Origin of the sequence: Rathayibacter sp. AY1F8 (assembly GCF_002932165.1) — a bacterium.
Classification (GTDB): Bacteria; Actinomycetota; Actinomycetes; order Actinomycetales; family Microbacteriaceae; genus Rathayibacter.
On the sequence record NZ_PSVB01000002.1, the window covers coordinates 200194 to 224797 of the forward strand.

Genomic DNA, 24604 nt, shown 5'->3' on the forward strand with positions numbered 1-24604 from the left:
GCGGGCGTCTCGACCGACGCCGCCCGCACGAAGCCGCGCGGAGGCGTCAGCCGACGGCGAGCGGAAGACGACGGCCGGTCAGTCCCCGCGGCCGCGCGGCGAGCGTCGCCGCCAGGGCGTCGATCGCCCGGGCGGCAGGATCCTCCGGATCGCCGACGACGACGGGCACGCCCTCGTCGCCCCCCGCCCGCAGCGCGACGGAGATCGGCAGCGACGCGAGTAGCGGCACCTCGTCGCCCGTCGCAGTGAGCCGACGCGCGACCTCGGCCCCGCCTCCGCTGCCGAAGAGCTCCAGCACCGAGCCGTCGGGCTGCGGAAGCCCCGACATGTTCTCGACCACTCCGACGATGCGCTGGCCCGATTGGCGGGCGAGCGCGCCGCTGCGCTCGGCCACGTCGGCGGCCGCAGGCTGCGGGGTGGTGACGATGAGGACCTCCGCATGCGGGAGCAGCTGCCCGATGGAGATCGCCACATCCCCCGTGCCGGGAGGCAGGTCGAGCAGGAGCACGTCGAGGTCGCCGAAGTACACGTCGGTGAGGAACTGGGAGATCGTGCGGTGCAGCATGGGTCCGCGCCAGGAGACGGCCGCCCCCCGGGTGTCGCCCTCGAGGAACATCCCGATCGAGATGACCTTCACGCCGTGCGCCACCGGCGGCAGCATCAGCTCGCCGACGCGGGTGGGCCCCGCGACGCGCCCGTCGTGCATCAGGCCGAGCAGGCCGGGGATGGAGAAGCCGTGCACGTCGGCGTCTACGAGGCCGACCGCGAGCCCCCGCTGAGCGAGGGCGACCGCGAGGTTGGCGGTGACGGTCGACTTGCCGACACCGCCCTTGCCGCTGGTGACCGCGTACACGCGGGTGAGCGAGTCCGGGCCGAAGGGCATGCTCCGGCGGCCGCCCTGGAGGCGCTCGGTGAGGGCGGTGCGCTGCGCCGGCGTCATCACTCCGACCACGACGTCGACCGCCGTGACTCCGGGAGCCGAGGCCGCGGCCTCGCGTACGTCGCGCTCGATCGCGGAGGCGGCCGGGCAGCCGACGATGGTCAGCCGGATCGCGACGCGGACCGCTCCGTCGACGGCCGCCTCGACCGACTCGAGCATGTCGAGCTCGGTAATGGGCTTCCGGATCTCCGGATCGACGACCCGGGCCAGCGCCGTCCTGACGGCGGTCTCGATGGCGGCGACGTCAGGCATCGCGCCGCTCGGGCTCCTGCGCCCGATCCTTCTCGAGCTCCTCGAGGAGGCCGCGCAGCTCCGAGCGGATGAAGTCCTTGCTCGCCATGTCGCGTATCGCCAGGCGCAGGGCCACGACCTCGCGCGCGAGGTACTCGGTGTCCGCGAGGTTGCGCTCGGCCCGCTGCCGGTCCTGCTCGATCTGGACGCGGTCGCGGTCGTCCTGGCGGTTCTGCGCGAGCAGCAGCAGCGGCGCGGCGTAGGAGGCCTGCAGCGAGAGGATCAGCGTCAGCACCGTGAAGCCGAGGGCCTGCGAGTCGAAGCGCGCGTCCGCGGGCCCGTAGGTGTTGAACATCAGCCAGAAGACGCAGAAGATCGTCATGCCGACCAGGAACCACGGCGTGCCCATGCCGCGGGCGAACGACTCGGTCAGGCGGCCGAAGCGGTCGCTGCTCGGGCGGTTCCGCCGCGAGAGGACGCGGGTGCGCAAGCCCTTGGGAGCGTCCAGGCGCCGGTCCTGCTTGGTGTCCCTAGCCACGCGCGCCCCTCCGTCCCCGTCGTGTCCTGCCTGTCGCCGCGGGTGCCGGCGGCACGAGCGGGACGCCCTGCGTCGCCGTCGTCACCGGCTTCCTCGGTTCGTCGTCGTCGCCGTGGCTGCGCCAGTCGTCGGGGAGGAGGTAGTCGAGGACGTCGTCGATGGTCACGACGCCGACGAGGCGGTGGGACGCGTCGACGACGGGCACCGAGACGAGGTTGTAGCTGGCCAGGATCCGGGCGACCTCGGCCGCCGAGGTCTCGGGCGTGATCGGGTCCATGCTCTGGTCGAGCAGGGTGCCGAGGCGCTCGTGCGGCGGGTAGCGGAGCATCCGCTGGAAGTGCACCATGCCGAGGAAGCGGCCGGTCGGCGGCTCGTAGGGCGGCAGCGTGACGCAGACGGCGGCGCCGAGGGCCGGGGCGAGCTCGTGGCGGCGGATGAGGGCGAGACCCTCGGCGACGGTCGCCTCGGAGGAGACGATGATCGGCTCCGTGGTCATCAGACCGCCGGCGGACTCCGGGGCGTAGGTGAGGAGCATGCGGACGTCGTCCGCCTCCTCCGGCTCCATCAGCTCCAGGAGCGCCTCGCCGCGCTCCTCCGAGAGCTGGGCGATCAGGTCGGCCGCGTCGTCCGGCTGCATCTGGTCGAGGACGTCGGCGGCGCGGTCGTCGTCGAGCCGGCCGAGGATCTCGACCTGCTCGCTCTCGGGCATCTCCTCGAGCACGTCTGCGAGGCGGTCGTCCGAGAGCTCGCCGGCGACCTCGAGCATCCGCTGCTGCGGCAGGTCGAGGAGCGTGCTGGCGAGGTCGGCGGGCTTGAGCTCGGAGAGGCTGGCGACGTACTGCTCGGCGGACTGCGCCTCGGTCGAGACGCTCTCGCGGACCTCGCGCCAGCCGGCGAAGGCGGTCGCGCCCTTGGCGAAGGGGGAGGGGCTGGTCTTGGGCCGGCGGACGAAGAGCTGCGCGAGCTCCCACTCGCCGGGAGCGGCCTCCTCGATCGCGACGTCCTCGACGACCGCGTCACCGGAGCCGTCCACGAAGCTCACCCGGCGGCCGAGGAGCTCGGCGATGACGCGGACCTCTCCGCCCCGCTGCTCGAAGCGGCGCACGTTGATGAGCCCGGTGGTGATGATCTGGCCGCTGCCGATGCTGGTGACCCGGCCGATCGACACGAAGACCCGACGGCGCCCGGGGATCTCGACCACCAGGCCGACCACCCGCGGGGCGTCGTTCTGCCGGTAGACCAGGAGCACGTCGCGGACCTTGCCGACGCGATCGCCGGCCGGGTCGAAGACACTGCATCCGGCCAAGCGCGCGACGAAGACTCTGGCGGAACTCACGGCTACAAACCTAGTCCCGTGCAGCCGGGCGGACGCCGAGCGTTCCCGGCTCGCCCTCGGCCGGTTCTCCGAATCCGTTCAGAGACCTTCAAGTGGCCTGTGCGATTCTGTCCGGGTGACTCAGCAGACGCCGTTCAGCGGCCGAGGGCCGGCCTTCCCCACGATCCCGCGCGGGGAGATCCTCGCCACGTTCGACACGTACCAGGAGGCGCAGGCCGCCGTCGACGTGCTCGCCCGCGCCGACTTCCCGGTGCGCCAGCTCGCCATCATCGGCAACGAGCTCAAGAGCGTCGAGCGGGTGACCGGCAAGCTCACCTGGGGCCGCGTCGCCCTCGCCGGAGCGGCCTCCGGCGCCTGGCTCGGTGTCTTCCTGGGCCTCCTGCTCATCATCTTCTCGCCGACGACGGAGTTCTCCTTCCTCATCGCGGCGGTCCTCCTCGGCGCCGGCTTCGGGATGCTCTTCGGGCTCGCCTCCTACGCCGTGAACCGCCGCCGTCGCGACTTCACCTCGACCATGCAGGTGATCGCGACAAGCTACTCCGTGCTCGTGGACCCCGAGGTGGTCAACCGCGCGCGCAACCTGCTCGACGGCGGCACCTCCCCGGCGGAGGCGCCGCAGACGGCCTGGGCTCCGCCGCCCGCCGCGGTCGGCGACCCGCAGCCGCAGCCCGTCCGCCCCGAGGACGACCCGCGCTGACGATCCTCCACGAAGGCCCCCGGTCCGCCGGGGGCCTTCGTCATTCCGGGGGCGGGGCGGCTCAGGCGGAGCCGACGGGCGGGAGGACGATGTCGACCGCGAGACCCCGGGGGGAGCGGTTGACCAGGGCGACCGTCCCGCCGGCCGAGAGCACGGTGGTGTGCACCAGGGCCAGCCCCAGACCGCTGCCGCCGGAGGCGAGGGTCCGGGAGTCGTCCGGGCGGGAGAAGCGGTCGAAGGCGACCGGGATGAAGGCGTCGGGCATCCCCGGTCCGTCGTCCGAGACGCTGAGCATCAGGCGCCCGTCCGACTGCGAGAGGGAGGCGACGATCATGCCGCCGCCGTTCATCGCCTGGATCGCGTTCCTCACGAGGTTGTCGATCACCCGGCCGAAGTCCTGGGACGCGACCGCGTAGAGCCGCACCGGCTCGCGCTCGTCGATCTCGTAGTCGATCTCCACCCCCGACTCCGAGGCGAGCAGGCGGGTGCGGTCGACGGCGCCCACCAGCTCGTCGACGAGCTCGGCGAAGGGAGCGGTCGGGCGGACGGTGCGGCTCTCGATGCGCGAGATGTCGAGGAGGGCGGATGCGAGGCGCACGAGCCGGTCGACGCTCTTCTGCGCGTCGAGGATGACCCGGTCGACCGCGACCGGGTCGTCGACGCGGTGGTGGGCGATCTCGAGCTGGGCGGAGAGCGCGGCGAGGGGAGTGCGGAGCTCGTGGCTCGCATCCGACACCATCTGCTTCTCCCGGGCCAGCGACGCGGTCTGCTTGGTCAGGAACGCGTTCAGCGTCACCGCGAGCTCGTCGATCTCATCGCGCGTGCCGACGACCGGGAGCTGGTCGCCCTGCCCGGGCTCGGCGGCGATCTGATCCGCGCGCGCCCGCATCCGGCGCACCGGGGCGAGGGCCGCGCCCGTCAGGATCCACGAGGCGAGCCCGAACGTGACGACGAGGAAGATCGCGGCGTAGACGAGCACGTGGGCGAAGTCGTCGAGGACGAGCTGCGACGCGGCCTGATCGCGGGCGGAGGCGACCTGCCAGACGCCGCGATCGCTCTCGATGGCCGTGAAGCGGACCAGGTAGCTGCCGTTCGCCGTCGTCACGTCGGCGTACCGGGGCGAGGTGTCGGCCGGCTCCTCCGCCAGAGCGCTGAGCACCTCGCCGCTCAGGCGCGAGGGCATGGTCGAGGTGCTGACGCTCCCGTCGGGCGCGAGAGCGAGGAACAGCTGGCCCGTCGACGAGCCCTGCGTGCGCGGGACGTTGCCCGCCGAGATGTCGCGGCGCACCTCGTCCTCGATCGACATCAGGATCGTCCGCTCGCTGCGGTCGACGATGCCGGTGACCACCTGGTAGAAGAGCAGCGCCGCGAGCGCGAAGAGGGCGGTCGCCACAGCGACCGTTCCCACGGTGATCCTCGCGCGGATCGAGAGCGCGCCGACCCGGCGGCGTGCCGTGCTCATCCGCGACACGGGCTATTCGACCGGGCGGAGGAAGTAGCCCTTGCCGCGGACGGTAACGATGCTGACGCCCGTGTCCTCGGTCGGGAGCTTCTTGCGCAGGTAGCTGACGTACTGGTCGACGATGTTGTTGTCGACGATCTCGCCGCCGCCCCAGATCTCGGAGAGGATCCGCTGGCGGGTCACGACGGAGCCGACGGGAGTGATGAGGAGCTTGAGGAGCTCGAGTTCCTTCGGGCTGACGTGGATGCGCGAGCCGTCGGCGGTGCGCCGGATGCTCGATCCGTCCACGGTGATGCGTCCGACGTCGATCGAGGTGGACATCAGCGACGGGCTGCGGCGCAGGAGGGCCCGGAGGCGCGCGTTGAGCTCGGTGAACGCGAACGGCTTGGTCAGGTAGTCGTCCGCTCCGGCGTCGAGGCCGAAGACGCGGTCCTCGATCGCGTCCCGCGCGGTCAGCAGCATGATCGGCGTGGGCCGGCCGAGCTCGCGGATCCGGCGGCAGATCTCGAAGCCCGACATCGCCGGGAGCATGACGTCCACGATGGCGGCCGAGAACTCGGCGTTGCTGAACGCGACGAGCGCGTCGATGCCGTTCGTGGTCAGCACGGCCTCGTAGCCGGCGTCTTCGAGGCCGCCGACGAGGGCCTCACCCATGGCTGGATCGTCTTCGACGACAAGGATCTTCACGCGCTCACCCTACGGCCCGGCTCCCAGGAGGACGCACTGGGCGGGCCGTGTGTCGATCGGATGCGGGATCGACCCATCCGATCGGCGCTGGGCGACGAATGAGGAGCAACAGACCGCTCGGGGGCGTGGCGGGAGAGGCGCGATCAGTGGCGCATTTCTACTCTTCTCTCCCCGTCGGCCCGATGATCCTGTTCGCGAAGTTCACCTCTACCGTCACCCGAAGGCGGCACAAAATGCTCAATATTCTTTCCATCTGGGCGCGTCTCGCGCTGTCGGTCCTCCTGTGGATCGTCCTTCTTCCCGTCATGCTCGTCCTGCTGCCGTTCCGCACGGGCAGGAGCGCCTCGCTCCCCGCCCTGCGACCGGTGCCGGTTCCCGCACCGACGGTGGCGATCGACACCCGGAGCACCAGCGGCGCGTACTAGGCCCACTTCCCGGTCGTTCCGGGCTCGACGCCCCGCTCCCATGAGCTCCGGCGTCGTCCGCCCACCGATCCCCGACGCCCGAACAGCCGTGCCTCTCTCCGCCAGGAGGGGGCGCTTCTGTTCGTCGTTCCCCGGGTCGATCCCGACTGACCGACAGATGTCGATTTCGGCTCCTCTCGATCGCGAGCCGCGTCAAGCCCTTCGCAGAATCTCAGGGACTGGCAATGCAGTGCTCGCACATGGTTCACCGATCGGAAGGAACACGGATGCTTCGCGCCACGCTCGACATCGCTGGGATCCAGCTCGATTCGACCACGGGAGCCCCCGTGCGCCCCGACACCCCGGTCTCGGTGGTCGCGTCGGCGCCTCAGAGCCTGATCTCGCGGATGCTCGGACGCCGCCGCTGCGAAGCCTGCGGAGCGGCCTCGGCCCGTCGCCGCGACGGCTTCTGCTCGGCCGCCTGCGCCGGCACCTTCCACCTCTACGAGTGAGCCCGACCGGCCGAGTGCCGGTGGTGAACGTCCCGAAGGCCCGTGATCGACGATCGCGGGCCTTCGTGCTGTCCGGGGAGGGTCGGAGCGCCGGGTGAGGAGCGCCACGGTCGGACTCGGTCGCCCACCGGGTGACGCCGCTCGGTCCGTGGTGGAGGGGTGCGCCTCGAGGGGCGTCGAGCACCGGAGCTGAGCGCCCGTGTGCGAGGGAGGGGAGCGGAGCGGAGGACCGCGGATGTGCCCCCAGTAGGATTCGAACCTACGCCCCTGCCTCCGGAGGGCAGTGCTCTATCCCCTGAGCTATGGGGGCCAGGAGTGCCTGACCACATTAGCACCCGGGCGGGGCGGGCCCCGACGCCGGGAGCCGTCCTCGCGCATGCCACGATGGAGCCATGCTGCGCACTGTCTCCGCCTCGCTGGATCTGCGTCTGAACGGCCCGACGGACCTGATCTTCCTGGTGGCGGCGACGCCCACGGGCGACTCGTTCGAGGACTCCTTCACCGTCCGGCTCGACGGGCAGGACGTGCCGGTGCGGGAGTTCCCGGCGCGGCACGGCGCCCGCGTGCACCGCGTCGCGGGGAACGAGGGCGACCTGCGGGTCGAGTACCGGGCGCGGGTCGCCGGGCACGGCGCTCCGGACGAGCCGAGCGAGCTCGAGCTCGTCGAGTACCTGCGGCCGAGCCGGTACGCCGAGGCGGACGTGCTCGGCGGGATAGCCCGGCGCGAATTCGGGCGGGCCCGGGGCTTCGAGGCGCTGACGGCCGTCGAGGAATGGGTGCACGGCCACCTGTCGTACGTCTACGGGTCGACGGTCGGCACCGGGGGAGCGGCGCAGGTCATCGAGAGCGGCCAGGGCGTGTGCCGGGACTTCGCGCACACGGTCGCCGGGCTGCTCCGCGCCCTCGACATCCCCGCCCGGGTGACGGCGGTCTACGCGCCGGGCCTCGAGCCGCGGGATTTCCACGCGGTCACGGAGGTCTGGGTGGGCGGCGCCTGGCACGTCGTGGACGCGACCCGGCTGGCTCCGCGCGGGTCGATGCTGCGCATCTCGTCCGGCCGGGACACGGCCGACACCGCGTTCCTCAGCAGCTACCTGACGGACCTGCGCCTGACCGGGATGAGCGTGGAGGCCGACTGCGACGCGGCGCTCGTCGACGACCACGTCTCGCCGGTGCGCCTGGGCTGACGCCGGGGCTCAGCCGGCGAGGACGCCGATCGCCGACCGCACGAGCGGCTCGGGGTCGCCCGGCTCGACGAAGGAGGCGCTGGACGCCTCGATCCAGTACTCGCCGACGAAGGCGTCCGCGACGCCCCGTCCCTCGGCCACCTGGTAGTAGCCCTCGATCTCCGGCGGCTTGCCGTAGGTGGGGACGGCCTTGCTGGTGGTGAAGAACTCGTTCTTGAGCGCCTCGATCACCGCGGGGTCGAGGTGGGCCACGGCCAGCTGCAGCTCGGCGCCCGAATCGTCGGACCATCCGCAGACCAGGCCGTCGTACTGGGCGATCTCCTCGGAGACGGCGGTGGTCCCGATGCCGTCGTCCGGGGAGAATCCGCCCCACAGGCCCGCGAGCGCCGAGGCCGGGACCAGCTGCTCGCAGGCGAGGGGGATCGGCGTGCCGCTGACGGCGCCGCTCGCGCTCGGCTCCGGGTCGGCCGCGGGGGAGCAGCCGGAGAGGGCCGCCGTGGCGAGGGCGACGAGGAGGAGGGCGGCGGGACGGCGCATGCGTCGCACCCTAGCAACGCCGCCCTGCCGAGCGGCCCCGCGGTGCAGGAGGGACGGGGGGGCGCGGGCGCGGCGGCCGGTAGAATCGCTCCCCGTGACTCCCGAACAGCTCGCCGCCTCCCTGCACGCCCTCGTCCTCGACGCCGTGCAGCGACGGGGGAGCGATGCGGGCGTCGAGCTCTCGGACGTCGTGCTGGAGCGCCCGAAGAACCGCGACCACGGCGACTGGGCCTCGAACATCGCGATGAAGCTCGCGAAGCGGGTCGGCGCGAACCCGCGCGAGCTCGCCGCCGAGCTGGCCGAGGGGCTGGGCGCGGTCGAGGGCGTCGCCACGGTCGAGGTCGCCGGTCCCGGCTTCCTCAACGTCCGGCTCGAGGCCGCGGCCGCGGGCGCCCTGGCCGGCGCGATCGTCGAGGCGGGCGAGGCCTACGGCACCGGGTCCGCCTACGCCGGCGTCCGGATGAACCTCGAGTTCGTCTCCGCCAACCCCACCGGCCCCATCCACATCGGCGGGACGCGCTGGGCGGCGGTCGGCGACAGCCTGGCCCGGATGCTCCTCTCGCAGGGCGCCGAGGTGACCCGCGAGTACTACTTCAACGACCACGGCGCGCAGATCGACCGCTTCACGCGGAGCCTCCTCGCCGCCCACCGCGGCGAGCCGACCCCGGAGGACGGCTACGGCGGCGCCTACATCGGCGACATCGCCGAGCGCGTCGCGGCCGCCTACCCGGGCGACCTCGCCGTCCTGCCCGAGGAGGAGCTCGCCGAGACCTTCCGCTCGATCGGCGTCGAGCTGATGTTCGGCGAGATCAAGCAGAGCCTGCACGAGTTCGGCGTCGACTTCGACGTGTACTTCCACGAGAACTCCCTGCACGAGTCGCGCGCCGTCGACCGCGCGATCGAGCGCCTCCGCGAGCTCGGGCACATCTTCGAGGCGGACGGCGCCACCTGGCTGCGGACCACCTCGTTCGGCGACGACCGCGACCGCGTCATCATCAAGAGCGACGGGGAGGCGGCCTACATCGCGGGCGACCTCGCCTACTACCTCGACAAGCGCGAGCGCGGCTTCGATCGGGCGATCATCATGCTCGGCGCCGACCACCACGGCTACATCGGCCGGATGATGGCGATGTGCGCGGCGTTCGGCGACACCCCGGGCGTGAACCTCGAGATCCTGATCGGCCAGCTGGTCAACCTGCTCCGCGACGGCGAGGCGGTCCGGATGTCCAAGCGGGCGGGGACCGTCGTCACGATGGAGGACCTCACGGAGGCCGTCGGCGTGGACGCCGCGCGCTATTCGCTGGTGCGCTCCTCGGCCGACTCGACCCTCGACATCGACCTCGACCTGCTGACCAAGCGGAGCAACGACAACCCCGTCTACTACGTGCAGTACGCCCACGCGCGCACCCGCCAGGTCGCGGCGAAGGCCGCGGCGTCGGGCGTCCCCGTCGAGCCGTTCGCGCCCGAGACGCTGGTGCATCCGACCGAGTCGGCGCTGCTCGGCGGCCTGCAGGAGTTCCCGCGCATCGTGGCGCACGCCGCGGAGCTGCGCGAGCCGCACCGCGTCGCGCGGTACCTCGAGGAGGTCGCCGGCCTCTACCACCGCTGGTACGACAACTGCCGGGTCGTGCCGCAGGGCGAGGACCCGGTCGAGGCCGTGCACTCGACCCGGCTGCGCCTGAACGAGGCGACCGGGCAGGTGCTCCGCAACGGGCTCTCCCTGCTGGGCGTCACGGCCCCGGACCGGATGTGAGCGCGTCGGGGGCTGCGCCGCGGCGCCGGCGCGGGGGACGCGCGGCCGTGGTGGTCGTCGTGGTGCTGGTGCTGCTCGTGGTCGCGGCGGTGGTGGGCGACTCGCTCGCCCGCCGCGCCGTCGCGGACCGCGCCGCCGCGAGCCTCCGCGAGGCGCTCGCACTGCCCGCGGACCGGGCGGTGGACGTCGACGTCGCCGGCTGGGCCGTGCTCCCGCAGCTCGTCTCGGGGCGGCTGGACCGGCTCGACCTGCGCAGCTCGGACGTGACGTTCGGCGAGCTCGACGGCGACGTCGCTGCGACCCTGATCGGGGTGCCGGTGAGCGGCGTCGGAGCGGTCGAGTCCGGCAGCACCACGGTCGCGATCGACGCGGCCTCGGTGTCGCGGCTCGTCACCGAGCGCAGCACCGTTCCTGTCGACGAGGTGACGCTTGACGCTCCGCTCGTGCGCGTGACCGCCTCCGTCGAGGTGCTGGGTCTCCGGCTCGGCGCGGGCGTGGGGATGGAGCTCGCCGCCGTGGACGGCGCCATCCGGCTGACCCCGGCCGAGGTCTCCGCCGCCGGTGCGACCTTCTCGGCGACCGACTTCCGCGACCGCTTCGGCGCCGTCTCCGGCGACCTGCTCGCTCCGTCCTCCGTGTGCATCGCGGACTCGGTGCCGCGCGGACTGACGCTGACCGGAGTCGAGGTCGCCGACGAGTCGCTGAACGCGAGCTTCGCGCTCTCTCCGACGTTCCTCAGCGACCCCGCGGAGCAGGAACCGGGCACGTGCGCCTGAGCCCGCGCGGCGCCGCCGCCCCGGACCGGTAGGATCGGAGCCCTGTGCCGGCGTCTTCCGCGGGCCGAACACTGACATCGCTGGCTTCAGGGGTCAATCCGGACCCGCTCGCCCCGCAGTGACGCTCCCACTCTCTCCTGTGAGGTCTCACCCGTGGACACCGTCGACGCCCGCGCCCGCGCCCCCCGGCATCCGCTCGCGCCTGAGTGGCTGCACACGCCCGCCGACCCGAACGCCCTGGCCGACGGCGTGTGGCCGGACAGCGCCGAGCGCGGCGAGGACGGCGGGATCCGGATCGCCGGAGTGCCCGTCGCCGAGCTGGTGCGCGAGCACGGCACTCCTCTCTACGTGGTGGACGAGGCCGACGCCCGCCGCCGGGCCGTCGAGATGCGCGAGGTCTTCGCCCGCGAGCTCGGCCGCATCGGCACCGGCGTCACGGTCTACTACGCGGGCAAGGCGTTCCTCTCGACCGAGGTCGCCCGCTGGATGCGCGACGAGGGCCTGAACCTCGACCTCTCCAGCGGCGGCGAGATGGCAGTGGCCCTCGCCGCCGGGATCGAGCCCGAGCGCTTCGGCCTCCACGGCAACAACAAGTCGCTCCGCGAGATCGACAGGGCCGTCGAGGTGGGCGCGGGCACGATCGTGCTCGACAGCCTCGTCGAGATCGAGCGCGTCGCAGCCGCGGCCGAGCGGCACGGCCGCGTGCAGGCGGTGCGCCTCCGGGTCAACAGCGGAGTGCACGCGCACACCCACGAGTTCCTCGCCACGGCGCACGAGGACCAGAAGTTCGGCCTCGCACTCGCCGACTGCCCGGCCGCGGTCGCCCGCATCCGCTCCTTCTCCTCCCTGCGGTTCCTCGGGCTGCACTGCCACATCGGATCCCAGATCTTCGGCTCCGCCGGGTTCGCGGAGTCGGCGTCGCGCCTGCTCGACGTCCACGCGGCACTGCTCGCGGACGGCCCCGTGCCGGAGCTCAACCTCGGCGGCGGCTTCGGCATCGCGTACACCAGTGCCGACGACCCGACCCCGATCGCCGAGATCGCGGCCGCCGTCGCCGACGCGGTCGCCGAGCAGTGCTCCGCCCGCGGCGTCCCGGTGCCGCACATCGCGATCGAGCCCGGCCGCTCGCTGATCGGGCCCGCCGGCGTCACCCTCTACGAGGTGGGCACCGTGAAGGACGTGACGGTCGGCTCCGAGGGCTCGACCGCGGTCCGCCGCTACGTCAGCGTCGACGGCGGCATGAGCGACAACGCCCGTCCGGCGCTCTACGGCGCCGACTACACGGCGCGGATCGCCGACCGCTCCTCCTCGGCCGAGCCCGCCCTCGTGCGGGTGGCCGGGAAGCACTGCGAGTCGGGCGACATCGTCGTCCACGACGACTTCCTGCCCGCGGACGTGCGGCCGGGCGACCTGCTCGCCGTCGCCGCGACCGGCGCCTACTGCTGGTCGCTCGCCAGCAACTACAACTACCTCGGGCGCCCCCCGGTGGTCGCCGTCCGCGACGGGCGCTCGCGCGTCCTCGTGCGCGGCGAGACCGAGGAGGACCTCCTCCGCCGCGACGCCGGCATCGAACGAAAGGCCACCTCCCGATGATCGAGTACCGCAGCCTCCGCGTCGCCCTGCTGGGCGCCGGGTCCGTCGGTGCCCAGGTGGCGCGCCTCCTGCTCGACCACGGCGACGAGCTCGCCCAGCGCGTGGGGGCGCCGCTGGAGCTCGTAGGCGTGGCCGTCAGGGACGTGGACGCGCCCCGCACCGCCGACATCCCGAAGCACCTGCTCACCACCGACGCCGAGTCGCTGATCCTGGGCGCCGACATCGTGGTCGAGCTGATCGGCGGGCTCGAGCCCGCCCGCAGCCACATCCTCACGGCGATCTCGTCGGGCGCGGACGTGATCACAGCCAACAAGGCGCTGCTCGCCGCCCACGGCAACGAGCTCTTCGAGGCCGCCGACCAGGTGGGCGCCCAGCTCAACTACGAGGCGGCCGTCGCCGGCGCGATCCCGATCATCCGTCCGCTGCGCGACAGCCTCGCGGGCGACCGGGTCCACCGCATCCTCGGCATCGTGAACGGCACGACCAACTACATCCTCGACCGGATGGACACCGAGCACGCGAGCCTCGAGGACGCGCTCGCCCGCGCGACCGAGCTCGGCTATGCCGAGTCCGACCCGACCGCCGACATCGAGGGCTACGACGCGGCGCAGAAGGCGGCGATCCTCGCCCGCCTCGCGTTCCACACCGACGTCCCGGTCACCCTGGTGCACCGCGAGGGCATCACCGGCATCACGAAGGCGCAGGTCGACCAGGCCCGCGACTCCGGCTACGTGATCAAGCTGCTCGCGATCTGCGAGCGGCTGACCGACGCCAAGACCGGCGTGGAGGGCGTGTCCGCGCGGGTCTACCCCGCGCTCGTGCACCGCTCCCACCCGCTCGCGGCCGTGCACGGGGCCAACAACGCGGTCTTCGTCGAGGCGGAGGCGGCCGGCGACCTGATGTTCTACGGCGCCGGCGCCGGCGGGATCGAGACGGCCTCCGCCGTCCTCGGCGACGTCGTGTCGGCCGCCCGCCGCCACGTCGTCGGCGGCCCCGGCCTGGTGACCAGCGCGAGCTCCGGGCTCGCGGTCCTCCCGATCGGCCACGTCACCACCCGGTACCAGGTCACCCTCGAGGTGCTCGACCGCCCCGGCGTGCTCGCGCAGATCGCGGGCGTCTTCGCCGACCACGGCGTCTCGGTCGAGACCCTGGTGCAGACCCCGCCCGGCGCCGACCCGCTGGAGGAGCAGGGCGGTGCGGAGCGGCGCGAGCCGACCGCTACCCTGGTCATCGGCACGCACGCCGCGGCGGAATCCGATCTGGCGGCCACCGTCACCGCCCTCCATTCGCATGGTTTCGTCGGCGCCGTGACGTCCGTTCTACGAGTTGAAGGAGCCTGAGATGGCCAAGCAGTGGCGCGGAGTCCTGCACGAGTACGCGGACCGCCTCGATGTCACCGAGGCGACCCCGGTCATCACTCTCGGCGAGGGCGGCACGCCGCTCATCCCCGCGGCGGCGCTCTCGGCGCGCACGGGCGCGAAGGTGTGGGTCAAGTACGAGGGCATGAACCCGACCGGCTCCTTCAAGGACCGCGGCATGACCATGGCGATCTCGAAGGCCGTCGAGCACGGCGCGAAGGCCGTCATCTGTGCCTCGACCGGCAACACCTCCGCGTCGGCCGCCGCCTACGCGACGCACGCCGGAATCACCGCGGCCGTCCTGGTGCCGGAGGGCAAGATCGCCCTGGGCAAGCTCAGCCAGGCGATCGCGCACAACGCGCAGCTGCTGCAGGTGCAGGGCAACTTCGACGACTGCCTCGACATCGCCCGCGACCTCGCGAAGAACTACCCGGTCCACCTGGTCAACTCGGTGAACCCGGACCGCATCGCCGGCCAGAAGACCGCGGCCTTCGAGGTCGTCGAGGTGCTGGGCGACGCGCCGGACTTCCACATCGTCCCGGTCGGCAACGCGGGCAACTACACCGCCTACTTCCGCGGCTACTCGGAGGAGCTGGAGCGCGGCGAGTCGACCCGCCTCCCGCGCATGTTCGGCTTCCAGGCCGAGGGCTCCGCTCCGATCGTGCACGGCGCCCCGGTCCGCCACCCCGAGACGATCGCCAGCGCGATCCGGATCGGCAACCCGGCCTCGTGGGAGCTCGCCCTGAACGCGCGCACCGTCAGCGACGGCTACTTCGGCGCGATCAGCGACGAGAAGATCCTCGAGGCGTACCGCATCCTCGCGGGCGAGGTCGGCGTCTTCGTCGAGCCGGCGTCGGCGATCAGCGTCGCGGGGCTCCTCGAGCGCGCCGAGGCCGGAGCGATCCCGAGGGACGCGACCGTCGTCCTGACGGTCACCGGCCACGGGCTCAAGGACCCGCAGTGGGCGCTCCGCACGGCCGACGGCGCGGACATCACGCCGACCGTCGTCCCGGTCGACACCGCCGCGATCGCGGACGTGCTGGGGCTGGCCGGCGCATGACCTCGGCGGTTCCCGTCGGCCGCACCGTCCACGTCAAGGTCCCCGCCACCTCGGCGAACCTGGGCCCCGGCTTCGACACGCTCGGCCTGGCGCTCTCGTTCTACGACGAGCTCGATGTGACGGCCGTCGCGGCCACGGGTGCGCGGGTCACCGTGCACGGAGTCGGCGAGGGCGAGGTGGCGACCGACGAGACGAACCTCGTCGTGCAGGCCATCGCGTACACGTTCGCCGACCAGCGGCAGGAGATGCCCGGCATCGAGGTGATCGCGCGCAACATCATCCCTCACGGCCGCGGGATGGGCTCGTCCGGCGCCGCGATCGTCTCCGGCATCATGGCCGCGAAGGGCCTGCTCGAGGGCGTCGTCGAGCTCGACTCGGACGACCTCCTCCGCATCGCCACCGAGATGGAGGGGCACCCCGACAACGTGGCGCCCGCACTGTTCGGCGGCCTCACCATCGCCTGGGTCGAGCCGCACGCCTCCGGCGCCGACGACTCGCCGCTGCGACCGCGCTCCAAGAAGCTCATGGTCCACCGCGGCGTGTCCCCGGTCGTCTTCGTGCCCGAGCACACCATGTCGACGCGGCTGGCCCGCTCGCTGCAGCCGCAGAGCGTGCCGCACGAGGACGCGGTGTTCAACGTCTCGCGCTCCTCGCTCCTGATCGCCGCTCTCATCCAGAGCCCGGAGCTGCTGTTCGCGGCGACCGAGGACAAGCTGCACCAGAACTACCGCGCGGCCGCCATGCCCGAGACCTCAGCGCTGATCGCGCTGCTGCGCTCGCACGGCTACGCGGCCGTCGTCTCGGGTGCCGGACCGAGCGTCCTGGTGCTCTGCAGCGACCCCGCGCAGCGCCTCGCCGCCGCGGATCTGGTGGAGCGGGAGGCCCCCACGCCGTGGCGCGCGCACATGCTGGCCGTCGACTTCAAGGGTGCTACAGTGGGGACCGCATCCCGAGGAACCGCGTAACGAGCGGAATCTGTCCGACGGATCGTCCCGACAACCACGGCCATCACATCGTGTGAAGGGCGCCCCTGCTCCTCTTGCAGACCGGCGCCTGGTCTCCGGGCCCTCTCCTCGCTCTCTGCGGCAGTCGGTCCCGGCGGCCGAGAGCATCGCGTGGATCAGAACACGCGATGGCACCGCACGGTCGATGAGCTCTCCCGGTGAGCACTCGTTCCCGGGGGGAAGGAACCCTCTCCAGTGACAGACGTCAACACCCACGGCTCGGCCGTGGACCTCACCGCCGACCTCTCCGGTCTGCGCGTCGCCGAGCTCCAGGCTCTCGCGACGCGGCTCGGCCTCGGCGGCGCCTCCAAGCTCCGCAAGGGCGAGCTGGTCCAGGCCATCTCGGACCTGCGCGCCGCCTCCGCCGAGGACACGCCCGACGCGGTCGCTCCGGACGACGCAGCGGTCGCCCCGGACGTCGACGCCACCGGCGTCGAGGCCGAGCCGGCCGATGTGGCCGAGCAGTCCGCTCCGCAGCCCGAGGCGCCGGCGGAGCTGCCGACGCCCGTCGAGAGCACCGAGGCCGACACGGCCGACGTCCTCGAGCAGGCCGCGCCCACCGTCGACGAGCCCTCCGCGACGGCCGCCGAGTCGGCTCCCGTCGAGCTCGAGCTCCCCGCGGCGGCCGAGCCGGTCGCCGAGCCCGCCGAGCGCGCGCCCCGCCGACGCAGCTCGCGCCGCGCCTCCAGCGGCACCGTCGCCGCCGGCGAGCACCTCAACATCCCCGGCGGGACCGGCGTCGAATCGCTGATCCCCGACCTCCCCGTCATCGAGCAGGACCGCGACGCCGACCAGGCCGCGAAGCCCGTCATCGACATCGAGCTGCCCAACGGGCCGGAGTCGGACGACTCCTCCCGCGAGGGCGGCCAGCGCGAGCGCCGCGGACGCCGCCGCAGCCGCGGGGGCGCCTCCGAGCAGAGCGAGCAGGCCGAGCAGGCGCCCGCCGAGAACGACGCCGACTCCTCCGACTCCGGCGACCAGCAGGAGCAGCAGGGCGGCGACCAGCAGCAGAACGGCGACCAGCAGGGCACCGGCCGCGGCCGCAACCGCCGCAACCGGAACCGCAACCGCGGGGACGACCGCCAGAACGACGCTCAGCAGAGCCCCGCCGCGCAGTCCCAGCCGCAGAACGGCCAGGGCGCGCGCGGCGCCGCGCAGTCCGAGGGCCAGCAGGCTCCTCAGCAGAACGGCTCCGGACAGCCCCAGAACGGCCAGCAGGCCGAGGGCGAGGACGGCCGCCGCAGCCGCTACCGCGACCGCAAGCGCCGCGGCGGAGCGATCGGCGACGACTTCGAGCCCGAGATCGGCGAGGACGACGTCCTCATCCCGGTCGCCGGCATCCTCGACGTCCTCGACAACTACGCCTTCGTGCGCACCACCGGGTACCTGCCCGGCGTCAGCGACGTCTACGTCTCCCTCGGCCAGGTCAAGAAGTACAACCTGCGCAAGGGCGACGCGGTCGTCGGCGCCATCCGCCAGCCCCGCGAGGGCGAGGGCGGCGGCCGCCAGAAGTACAACGCGATCGTCCGCGTCGACTCGATCAACGGCCAGACCGTCGAGGAGGCCGCTGCGCGCGTCGAGTTCCAGAAGCTCACGCCGCTCTACCCGACCGAGCGCCTGCGCCTCGAGACCGAGCCCGGCAAGCTGACCCAGCGGATCATCGACCTGGTCGCCCCGATCGGCAAGGGACAGCGCGGCCTGATCGTCGCGCCGCCCAAGGCAGGCAAGACCATCGTCCTGCAGCAGATCGCCAACGCGATCGTGCAGAACAACCCGGAGGTCCACCTGATGGTCGTCCTGGTCGACGAGCGTCCGGAGGAGGTCACCGACATGCAGCGCACCGTGCGCGGCGAGGTCGTCGCCTCCACCTTCGACCGCCCGGCCGAGGACCACACGACCGTCGCCGAGCTCGCGATCGAGCGCGCGAAGCGCCTGGTCGAGCTGGGCCACGACGTGGTCGTGCTGCTCGACTCCATCACCCGTCTCGGCCGCGCCTACAACGTGACCGCTCCTCCCTCGGGCCGCGTGCTCTCGGGCGGCGTGGATGCCTCGGCGCTGTACCCGCCGAAGAAGTTCTTCGGAGCGGCGCGCAACATCGAGAACGGCGGCTCGCTCACCATCCTCGCGACGGCGCTCATCGAGACCGGCTCGAAGATGGACGAGGTGATCTTCGAGGAGTTCAAGGGCACCGGCAACATGGAGCTCCGCCTCTCCCGTCACCTCGCCGACAAGCGGATCTTCCCCGCCGTCGACGTGAACGCCTCCGGCACGCGCCGCGAGGAGATGCTGCTCAGCGCCGACGAGGTCAAGATCACCTGGAAGCTGCGCCGCGCCCTCGCCGGGCTCGACCAGCAGCAGGCGCTCGAGATCATCCTGTCGCGCCTGAAGGAGACCTCGTCCAACGTCGAGTTCCTCATGCAGGTCTCGAAGTCGGCCGTCGGCCCGGCCACCGCCGGCCACGGCAACGGCCACCACTAGCGCCCCGACGTCCGCGGTCGCCCCTGTCACCGGGGGCGGCCGCGGACGTTTTCGCGTCCCCGGGCGATGAGCCCGACCCCGACCACCTCCGGAAGCCAGGACCCCATGTTCGAATCCGTCAGCGTCCTCCTCGCCGAGCACGAGGACCTGCAGACGCAGCTCTCCGACCCGGCACTCCACGCCGATGCCGCCCGCGCCAAGAAGGTCAACCGGCGCTACGCGGAGCTGAGCCAGATCAAGGCGGCCCACTCCGCCTGGATCCAGGCCGGCGAGGACCTCGAGGCCGCGCGCGAGCTCGCCCGCGAGGACGAGGCCTTCGCGGAGGAGGTCCCCGAGCTGGAGGAGTCGCTGCGGGTGGCGCAGGAGAAGCTGCGGCGCCTGCTCATCCCGCGCGACCCCGACGACGGCCGCGACGTCATCATGGAGATCAAGGGCGGCGAGGGCGGAGCCGAGAGCGCGCTGTTCGCGGCCGACCTCCTCCGGATGTACCTGCACTACGCCGAGGCGAAGGGCTGGAAGACGGAGATCCTCGACCGCGACGAGTCCGACCTCGGCGGCTACAAGAACGTGCAGGTCGCGATCAAGAGCAACGCCACCGATCCCTCGCAGGGCGTGTGGGCGCACCTCAAGTACGAGGGCGGCGTGCACCGGGTGCAGCGCGTCCCCGTGACCGAGTCGCAGGGGCGGATCCACACCTCGACCACGGGCGTGCTCGTGTTCCCCGAGGTGGACGCGCCCGAGGAGGTCGCGATCAACCAGAACGACCTGAAGATCGACGTCTACCGCTCCTCCGGTCCCGGCGGGCAGTCCGTCAACACGACCGACTCCGCCGTGCGGATCACCCACCTCCCGACCGGCATCGTCGTGTCGATGCAGAACGAGAAGAGCCAGCTGCAGAACCGTGAAGCGGGCATGCGCGTGCTGCGCGCCCGCATCCTGGCCCGCCAGCAGGAGGAGATCGCCGCGGCGGCCTCGGACGCGCGCAAGACGCAGATCCGCACGATGGACCGCTCCGAGCGCATCCGGACCTACAACTTCCCCGAGAACCGCATCGCCGACCACCGCACCGGCTACAAGGCGTACAACCTCGACGGCGTGATGAACGGCGCGCTCGACCCGGTGGTGGAGAGCGCCATCCAGGCCGACGAGGAGGCCCGCCTGGCCGACATCGGCTCCGAGGAGGCGTGACCCTCGTGACCACCGGCGTCGACGCGCGCACCCTCCTCGCGGATGCGGTCGCCCGCCTCGCCGCCGCCCGCGTCCCCACGCCGGACGTCGATGCGGAGCTGCTTCTCGGGCACCTGCTCGGGCTCGGCCGCGGCCGGCTGCAGGCGCGCCTCATCACGGGGTTGAGCGTCGACGAGGAGCACGCCGCGGCGTTCGCGAGCGCTATCGAGCGCCGGTCGGCTCGCGAGCCCCTGCAGCACATCACCGGGATCGCACCGTTCCGCTCGCTCGAGCTCGCGGTCGGACCCGGCGTGTTCGTCCCGCGACCCGAGACCGAGGGCGTCGCGCAGATCGCGATCGACGCGCTCCGAGCGGTCGTCGATCCGGAGCCGATCGCCGTCGACCTCGGCACGGGCAGCGGAGCCCTGGCGCTCGCGCTCGCGCACGAGGTGCCGCACGCGCGCGTGATCGGCGTGGAGAACGCTCCCGAGGCGTTCATCTGGGCCCGCGGCAACCGCGAGCGGCTCGGGCTCGAGAACGCCCGCATCGTCTTCGACGACCTCGCCCGGGCACTTCCCGAGTTGGACGGCACCGTCTCCGTCGTCGTCTCCAACCCGCCCTACATCCCGGCCGCCGCCGTCCCGCGCGACCCGGAGGTGCGCCTGTTCGACCCGCCCTCGGCGCTCTACGGCGGCGAGGACGGCCTGGACGTCGTCCGCTCGCTCTCGGCGACCGCCCTCCGCCTGCTCCGCTCCGGGGGAGTGCTGGTGATGGAGCACGGCGAGCTGCAGGGCGCCGATATCCGCGCCCTGCTCACTGCCGACGGCTGGCGCGGAGCGACCACGCAGCGCGACCTCACCGGCCGCGACCGCGCGACGGTGGCGGTGCGCTGAGGCGTCGCGGAGCTCTGCTAGCCTCAGCGGCGATCCGGTGGCCGCACCGGGCAGGCAGGCTCGGGAGGCTCGCATCGCCGCCGCACGCGATCGGCCGCGCCATCGGCTCCGCCGCCCGCTGCTGATCGTCCTGGCGGTCGTGGTGGTCGCAGCCCTCGTCGTGGTCGCCGTGCGGCTCCTCGAGCGGAGCGACGGAACTGCTCCCGTGGCCTGCGCGCCGTCGTCCGCCTTCGCGTCGCCCGCGCCTGCCATCGGCTCGGTCGACGACTACCTGGGCGGCCGGTCCTACCTCCGCGGCGTGAACGTGTTCGATCTGCAGTCGCGCGTCGACGTCGGAGTCGACTGCACCGCCGGGAATCCGGCCGAGAGCTACGAGTTCCTGGCGGACCGCGGGCTCACCCTGGTCCGGCTCGCGGTGCCCTGGTCGCTCCTGCAGCCGCAGGCCGACGGGGAGAGCACCGACGACGCTCTGGCGAAGGGGCTCGATCCGGCGGCGGTCGCGCTGCTCCGGACCGAGATCGCCGCCATCGGCGCCGCCGGCATGCGGGTCGTGCTCGACCTGCACAACAACGGCACTTATCCGGCGAGCCAGGGCGATCTGCCCGAGGGGACCGTCTGGTTCGGATCCGGGCTCTCGGTATCCCAGGCGCAGAGGGTCTGGACCCTGCTCGCGGCGGAGTTCCAGAACGACGGACGCATCGCCGCCTACGACCTCTTCAACGAGGTGAAGCGGTCGCTGGTCCCCGTCGAGACCTACAAGGCCTACACGCAGGCCGTGGTGTCGGCCGTCCGGGGAACCGGCGATCGGCACACGATCTGGGTCGAGGGGATGCGGGAGGCGACGACGGGCACGGTCGCCGCGATCGCACCCGACGGGCCGTGGATCCAGGACCCGCTGGACCGGACCGTGTACTCGCAGCACTTCTACCCCGGCGGCACGGGCACGACCCTGCGCTCGGACAAGCAGGGCGGCACCGACGAGCATGTCTTCGTGGCGGCGGTGACGACCTTCGGGCAGTGGTGCCGGCGGTACGGGGTGCACTGCTCGGTCGGGGAGGTCGGCTGGCCCAGCGATCAGAGCCTCTCTCTCACCGCGGGCGGCGCGGGCTCCTGGACGGACGTCGGCGAAGCCTTCTACACAGCACCGACTGGCTGTTCCCGCTGATCGAGAACGACGAGCCTCTGGTGGTGGTCGCCGTGGGCGGCACGCCGGAGTCCTCGGCCAAAGCGGCGGAGGCGGTCGCCGCCCGCACGTCCCGGATGACCTGGCTCGCGTACGACGGATTCGACCAGCAGTGGCACGGCATCGGCGAGGAGCGGCCGCTCGCCGAGTCGCTCGCCCGTGCCGATCTCGTCCTGGTCGGGATGGGCATGCCCCGCCAGGAGCGCTGGATCCTGGAGAACCGGGACCTCGCCCCGCGGGCGGCGTTCGCGAACGTGGGGGGGCTGCCTCGACTACATCGCCGGCACGCAGGCGCTCGCCCCGCGGTGGATGGGCGCCCTGGGCGTGGAGTGGCTGTTCCGCCTGGCGCGCGACCCGCGCCGGCTCGCGGCCCGCTACCTCCTCGAGCCACTGCAGCTGCTCCGCATCGTCCTGTCCGGTCGGTCCAGCGCGAAGCGGACGCCCGGCCCGTGCGACTCTCCGCGGCCCTCCGGCCGGGTGTCGACCGGAGTCGGTCCGCACTGATCCCCGCCGGCGGGCCGCCTCAGGCCTGAGCGGAGTACTTCTCCTCGGTGGCGGCCTTCGCGGGGCGCCACCAGTCCTCGTTGGCGCGGTACCAGTCGATGGTGGCGGCGAGTCCGGCGTCGAAGTCGGTATAGCGGGGGCGCCAGTCGAGTTCGGTGCGCAGGCGGGTGGAGTCGATGGCGTAGCGGAGGTCGTGTCCGGCGCGGTCGGTGACGTGGTCGAAGGCGTCCTCGGGTTGTCCGAAGGCGGTGAGGATGCGGGTGACGACGTCGAGGTTGCTCTTCTCGCCGTCGGCGCCGATGAGGTAGGTCTCGCCGATCTCGCCGCGGTCGATGATGGCCCAGACGCCGGTGTTGTGGTCGTCGACGTGGATCCAGTCTCGGACGTTGGCGCCGGTGCCGTAGAGCTTGGGGCGGATGCCGTCGATGGCGTTGGTGATCTGGCGGGGGATGAACTTCTCGACGTGCTGGTAGGGGCCGTAGTTGTTGGAGCAGTTGGAGATCGTGGCGCGCACGCCGAAGGAGCGCACCCAGGCGCGCACGAGGAGGTCGCTGGCGGCCTTGGTCGAGGAGTACGGGCTGGAGGGGTTGTACGGGGTGTGCTCGGTGAAGCGCGCGGGGTCCTCGAGCTCGAGGTCGCCGTACACCTCGTCCGTCGAGATGTGGTGGTACCGCACGTCGTGCGCGCGCACCGCCTGCAGGAGCGCGAAGGTGCCGATGACGTTCGTCGCGAGGAAGGGCGTCGGGTCGTGCAGGGAGTTGTCGTTGTGCGACTCCGCGGCGAAATGGACCACCAGATCCGCGTCGGCGACCAGCCGGTCCACCAGCTCGGCGTCGGCGACGTCGCCCTCGACCAGCCGCACTCGGTCGGCGACGGGGGCGAGGGAGTCGCGGCTGCCCGCGTAGGTGAGCTTGTCGAGCACGGTGATCCGCGCGTCGGGACGCTCGCGCAGGGTCAGGTGGACGAAGTTGCTGCCGATGAAGCCGGCACCGCCGGTGACGAGGATCCGCACGGGTTCTCCTGGAGGTCGGGAAGGTCGGGGGAGGCCGGGCTCAGCGGCCCGCGTTCACGCCTTCGAGGCTGAGCAGGCGGTGGAGGTAGGCGCCGTATCCGCTCTTGACCAGCGGTGCGGCGAGCTCGGCGAGGCGGGCGTCGTCGATCCAGGAGTTGCGCCAGGCGATCTCCTCGATGCAGCCGATCTTGAACCCCTGCCTCTGCTCGATCACGCGCACGAACTCCGTCGCCTCGATCATGGAATCGAAGGTCCCGGTGTCGAGCCAGGCCGTTCCCCGGTCGAGCACCTGGACGTTCAGCCGCCCCGCCTCGAGGTAGCGCTCGTTGATCGTCGAGATCTCGAGCTCGCCGCGGGCCGAGGGCGTGATCGTCTTCGCGATCGCCACGACGTCGTTGTCGTAGAAGTAGAGGCCGGGCACGGCGTAGTTGCTGCGCGGCTGCTCGGGCTTCTCCTCGATGGAGACGGCTCGGAAGTGCTCGTCGAACTCGACGACGCCGTAGGCGCGCGGGTCGGCGACCTGGTAGGCGAAGATGACGGCGCCCTCGATCGTGGTGTTCGCCGCGAGGGCGGTGCCCAGGGCGGTGCCGTGGAAGATGTTGTCGCCCAGGACCAGGGCGACGGACTCGTCGCCGATGAACTCCTCGCCGATCAGGAACGCCTGCGCGAGCCCGTCGGGGGAGGGCTGCACGGCGTACTCGATCCGCATGCCCAGGCTCGACCCGTCGCCCAGCAGTGCGCGGAACTGGTCGTTGTACTCGGGGGTCGTGATCACGAGGACCTCGTCGATCCCGGCCATCATCAGCGTCGACAGCGGGTAGTAGATCATCGGCTTGTCGTAGATCGGCATCAGCTGCTTCGAGATGCCCTTGGTGATCGGCCACAACCGCGACCCCGAACCACCCGCGAGGACGATGCCCCTCATCGGAGCAGCCCCGGGTGAGGAGCTGCGGCGGGGGTCCGCTGCACCGCCGAGGGGAGCGTGAAGATCTGCGGGGAGAGGGTCACGGAGCCGACTCTATCGGCGGCGCCGCGGTGCCTCCGCATGCCGGTGCGGCGGGCGCGGAACCCGTGGCGGGGACTGACGGTCGAGCGACCGCTACCGACGCGATCCGACTCCGTGAGCGGCGCGCACGCCGCCCCCGCCTCCGTATCGCGCCTCCCACTCGGAGGCCGCCGGGCACGGGGATAACTTCTCCGACGTCCGCGGCTCCGCCTGCCGCGACGGAGAGAGGTACCGCCCTGTGCACGAGGTCATCGACCAGCGGGATTCCGCGCTCCTCCCGTCTCCC

The 24604-nt window shown here is 72.3% G+C and carries 23 protein-coding genes, 1 tRNA gene and 1 pseudogene; 16 read left to right on the top strand and 9 right to left on the bottom strand.

The genetic code is table 11. From position 1 onward, the window contains the following. Positions 1 to 46: 46 nt before the first annotated feature. The 3 genes from C5C35_RS02515 to C5C35_RS02525 are packed head-to-tail and all read right to left on the bottom strand — an operon-like array spanning position 47 to position 3045. A complete protein-coding gene (locus tag C5C35_RS02515; RefSeq protein WP_104232735.1) occupies positions 47 to 1192 on the bottom strand; it encodes an Mrp/NBP35 family ATP-binding protein in 1146 nt (381 codons plus the stop codon). Next, a complete protein-coding gene (locus C5C35_RS02520; RefSeq protein ID WP_104222991.1) occupies positions 1185 to 1709 on the bottom strand; it encodes a DUF1003 domain-containing protein in 525 nt (174 codons plus the stop codon). Before C5C35_RS02520 ends, C5C35_RS02515 begins: the two co-directional genes overlap by 8 nt. Beyond that, complete coding sequence (locus C5C35_RS02525; RefSeq protein WP_104225554.1) at positions 1702 to 3045, bottom strand: magnesium transporter MgtE N-terminal domain-containing protein; 1344 nt, start codon at positions 3043 to 3045, stop codon at positions 1702 to 1704. Before C5C35_RS02525 ends, C5C35_RS02520 begins: the two co-directional genes overlap by 8 nt. Positions 3046 to 3160: 115 nt before the next feature. Here C5C35_RS02525 and C5C35_RS02530 point away from each other — a divergent pair, with 115 nt between their 5' ends. Further along, positions 3161 to 3742, top strand: coding sequence for a general stress protein (locus C5C35_RS02530; protein ID WP_258063423.1), 582 nt, complete (start codon positions 3161 to 3163; stop codon positions 3740 to 3742). A 61-nt stretch (positions 3743 to 3803) separates the two neighbouring features. On the opposite strand, the gene C5C35_RS02535 is transcribed toward C5C35_RS02530, so the two are convergent. Both C5C35_RS02535 and C5C35_RS02540 read right to left on the bottom strand, forming a co-directional pair. Next, positions 3804 to 5204 (bottom strand): cell wall metabolism sensor histidine kinase WalK, encoded by a 1401-nt coding sequence (locus C5C35_RS02535; protein ID WP_146078762.1) that lies wholly within the window; start codon positions 5202 to 5204, stop codon positions 3804 to 3806. Positions 5205 to 5216: 12 nt separating this feature from the next. Next, complete coding sequence (locus C5C35_RS02540; RefSeq protein ID WP_258059273.1) at positions 5217 to 5891, bottom strand: response regulator transcription factor; 675 nt, start codon at positions 5889 to 5891, stop codon at positions 5217 to 5219. Positions 5892 to 6037: 146 nt separating this feature from the next. On the opposite strand from C5C35_RS02540, the gene C5C35_RS02545 reads away from it, so the two are divergent. Continuing rightward, positions 6038 to 6316, top strand: coding sequence for a hypothetical protein (locus C5C35_RS02545; RefSeq protein ID WP_104222995.1), 279 nt, complete (start codon positions 6038 to 6040; stop codon positions 6314 to 6316). Positions 6317 to 6582: 266 nt separating this feature from the next. Beyond that, the gene (locus tag C5C35_RS02550; protein WP_104262481.1) at positions 6583 to 6807 is read left to right on the top strand and encodes a hypothetical protein; all 225 of its coding nucleotides are present in this window, start codon (positions 6583 to 6585) and stop codon (positions 6805 to 6807) included. A 238-nt stretch (positions 6808 to 7045) separates the two neighbouring features. On the opposite strand, the gene C5C35_RS02555 is transcribed toward C5C35_RS02550, so the two are convergent. Further along, positions 7046 to 7117, bottom strand: a tRNA-Arg gene (locus C5C35_RS02555). An 82-nt stretch (positions 7118 to 7199) separates the two neighbouring features. Here C5C35_RS02555 and C5C35_RS02560 point away from each other — a divergent pair. Next, complete coding sequence (locus tag C5C35_RS02560) at positions 7200 to 7994, top strand: transglutaminase family protein (protein WP_104262482.1); 795 nt, start codon at positions 7200 to 7202, stop codon at positions 7992 to 7994. A gap of 9 nt (positions 7995 to 8003) precedes the next feature. Here C5C35_RS02560 and C5C35_RS02565 read toward each other — a convergent pair whose 3' ends face one another. Next, positions 8004 to 8531: a hypothetical protein gene (locus C5C35_RS02565; RefSeq protein WP_104262483.1), complete on the bottom strand. Its 528-nt coding sequence runs from the start codon at positions 8529 to 8531 to the stop codon at positions 8004 to 8006. Positions 8532 to 8625: 94 nt separating this feature from the next. On the opposite strand from C5C35_RS02565, the gene argS reads away from it, so the two are divergent. The 12 genes and pseudogenes from argS to C5C35_RS17405 all read left to right on the top strand — a co-directional run bounded on the left by argS (position 8626) and on the right by C5C35_RS17405 (position 22300). Continuing rightward, positions 8626 to 10284 carry an arginine--tRNA ligase gene (gene argS, locus C5C35_RS02570; protein WP_104222999.1) on the top strand — a complete coding sequence of 553 codons (1659 nt, stop codon included), beginning with the start codon at positions 8626 to 8628 and terminating at the stop codon, positions 10282 to 10284. Between the two features lie 47 nt (positions 10285 to 10331). Further along, entirely contained in the window at positions 10332 to 11060 is a 729-nt protein-coding gene (locus tag C5C35_RS02575) for an LmeA family phospholipid-binding protein (protein WP_104262485.1), read from the top strand. A gap of 153 nt (positions 11061 to 11213) precedes the next feature. Further along, the gene (lysA, locus tag C5C35_RS02580; protein ID WP_104225560.1) at positions 11214 to 12653 is read left to right on the top strand and encodes a diaminopimelate decarboxylase; all 1440 of its coding nucleotides are present in this window, start codon (positions 11214 to 11216) and stop codon (positions 12651 to 12653) included. Then, positions 12650 to 13993 carry a homoserine dehydrogenase gene (locus C5C35_RS02585; protein ID WP_104223002.1) on the top strand — a complete coding sequence of 448 codons (1344 nt, stop codon included), beginning with the start codon at positions 12650 to 12652 and terminating at the stop codon, positions 13991 to 13993. The genes lysA and C5C35_RS02585 overlap by 4 nt, the downstream gene beginning before the upstream one ends. A gap of 1 nt (position 13994) precedes the next feature. Then, positions 13995 to 15071, top strand: coding sequence for a threonine synthase (thrC, locus tag C5C35_RS02590; RefSeq protein WP_104260117.1), 1077 nt, complete (start codon positions 13995 to 13997; stop codon positions 15069 to 15071). Further along, on the top strand, positions 15068 to 16036 hold the full coding sequence (gene thrB, locus C5C35_RS02595; protein ID WP_104223004.1) for a homoserine kinase: 969 nt from the start codon (positions 15068 to 15070) through the stop codon (positions 16034 to 16036). The genes thrC and thrB overlap by 4 nt, the downstream gene beginning before the upstream one ends. A gap of 234 nt (positions 16037 to 16270) precedes the next feature. Next, positions 16271 to 18553: a transcription termination factor Rho gene (rho, locus tag C5C35_RS02600; protein ID WP_104262486.1), complete on the top strand. Its 2283-nt coding sequence runs from the start codon at positions 16271 to 16273 to the stop codon at positions 18551 to 18553. Positions 18554 to 18658: 105 nt separating this feature from the next. After that, on the top strand, positions 18659 to 19741 hold the full coding sequence (prfA, locus tag C5C35_RS02605; protein ID WP_104232724.1) for a peptide chain release factor 1: 1083 nt from the start codon (positions 18659 to 18661) through the stop codon (positions 19739 to 19741). Beyond that, positions 19738 to 20613: a peptide chain release factor N(5)-glutamine methyltransferase gene (prmC, locus tag C5C35_RS02610; RefSeq protein ID WP_104260199.1), complete on the top strand. Its 876-nt coding sequence runs from the start codon at positions 19738 to 19740 to the stop codon at positions 20611 to 20613. The genes prfA and prmC overlap by 4 nt, the downstream gene beginning before the upstream one ends. 37 nt (positions 20614 to 20650) lie before the next feature. Then, positions 20651 to 21778 (top strand): glycoside hydrolase family 5 protein, encoded by a 1128-nt coding sequence (locus C5C35_RS02615; protein WP_181134940.1) that lies wholly within the window; start codon positions 20651 to 20653, stop codon positions 21776 to 21778. Between the two features lie 32 nt (positions 21779 to 21810). Beyond that, positions 21811 to 21990 (top strand): annotated as a pseudogene (locus C5C35_RS17400) (hypothetical protein); the annotation flags it as partial. Further along, positions 21956 to 22300 (top strand): WecB/TagA/CpsF family glycosyltransferase, encoded by a 345-nt coding sequence (locus C5C35_RS17405; protein WP_258072339.1) that lies wholly within the window; start codon positions 21956 to 21958, stop codon positions 22298 to 22300. The pseudogene C5C35_RS17400 and the gene C5C35_RS17405, both read left to right, overlap by 35 nt. Before the next feature lie 19 nt (positions 22301 to 22319). Here C5C35_RS17405 and rfbB read toward each other — a convergent pair whose 3' ends face one another. Beyond that, entirely contained in the window at positions 22320 to 23312 is a 993-nt protein-coding gene (gene rfbB / locus C5C35_RS02625) for a dTDP-glucose 4,6-dehydratase (protein ID WP_104223009.1), read from the bottom strand. A gap of 40 nt (positions 23313 to 23352) precedes the next feature. Continuing rightward, positions 23353 to 24237, bottom strand: a complete 885-nt coding sequence (rfbA, locus tag C5C35_RS02630) for a glucose-1-phosphate thymidylyltransferase RfbA (RefSeq protein ID WP_104223010.1) — start codon at positions 24235 to 24237, stop codon at positions 23353 to 23355. Positions 24238 to 24604 lie beyond the last annotated feature (367 nt).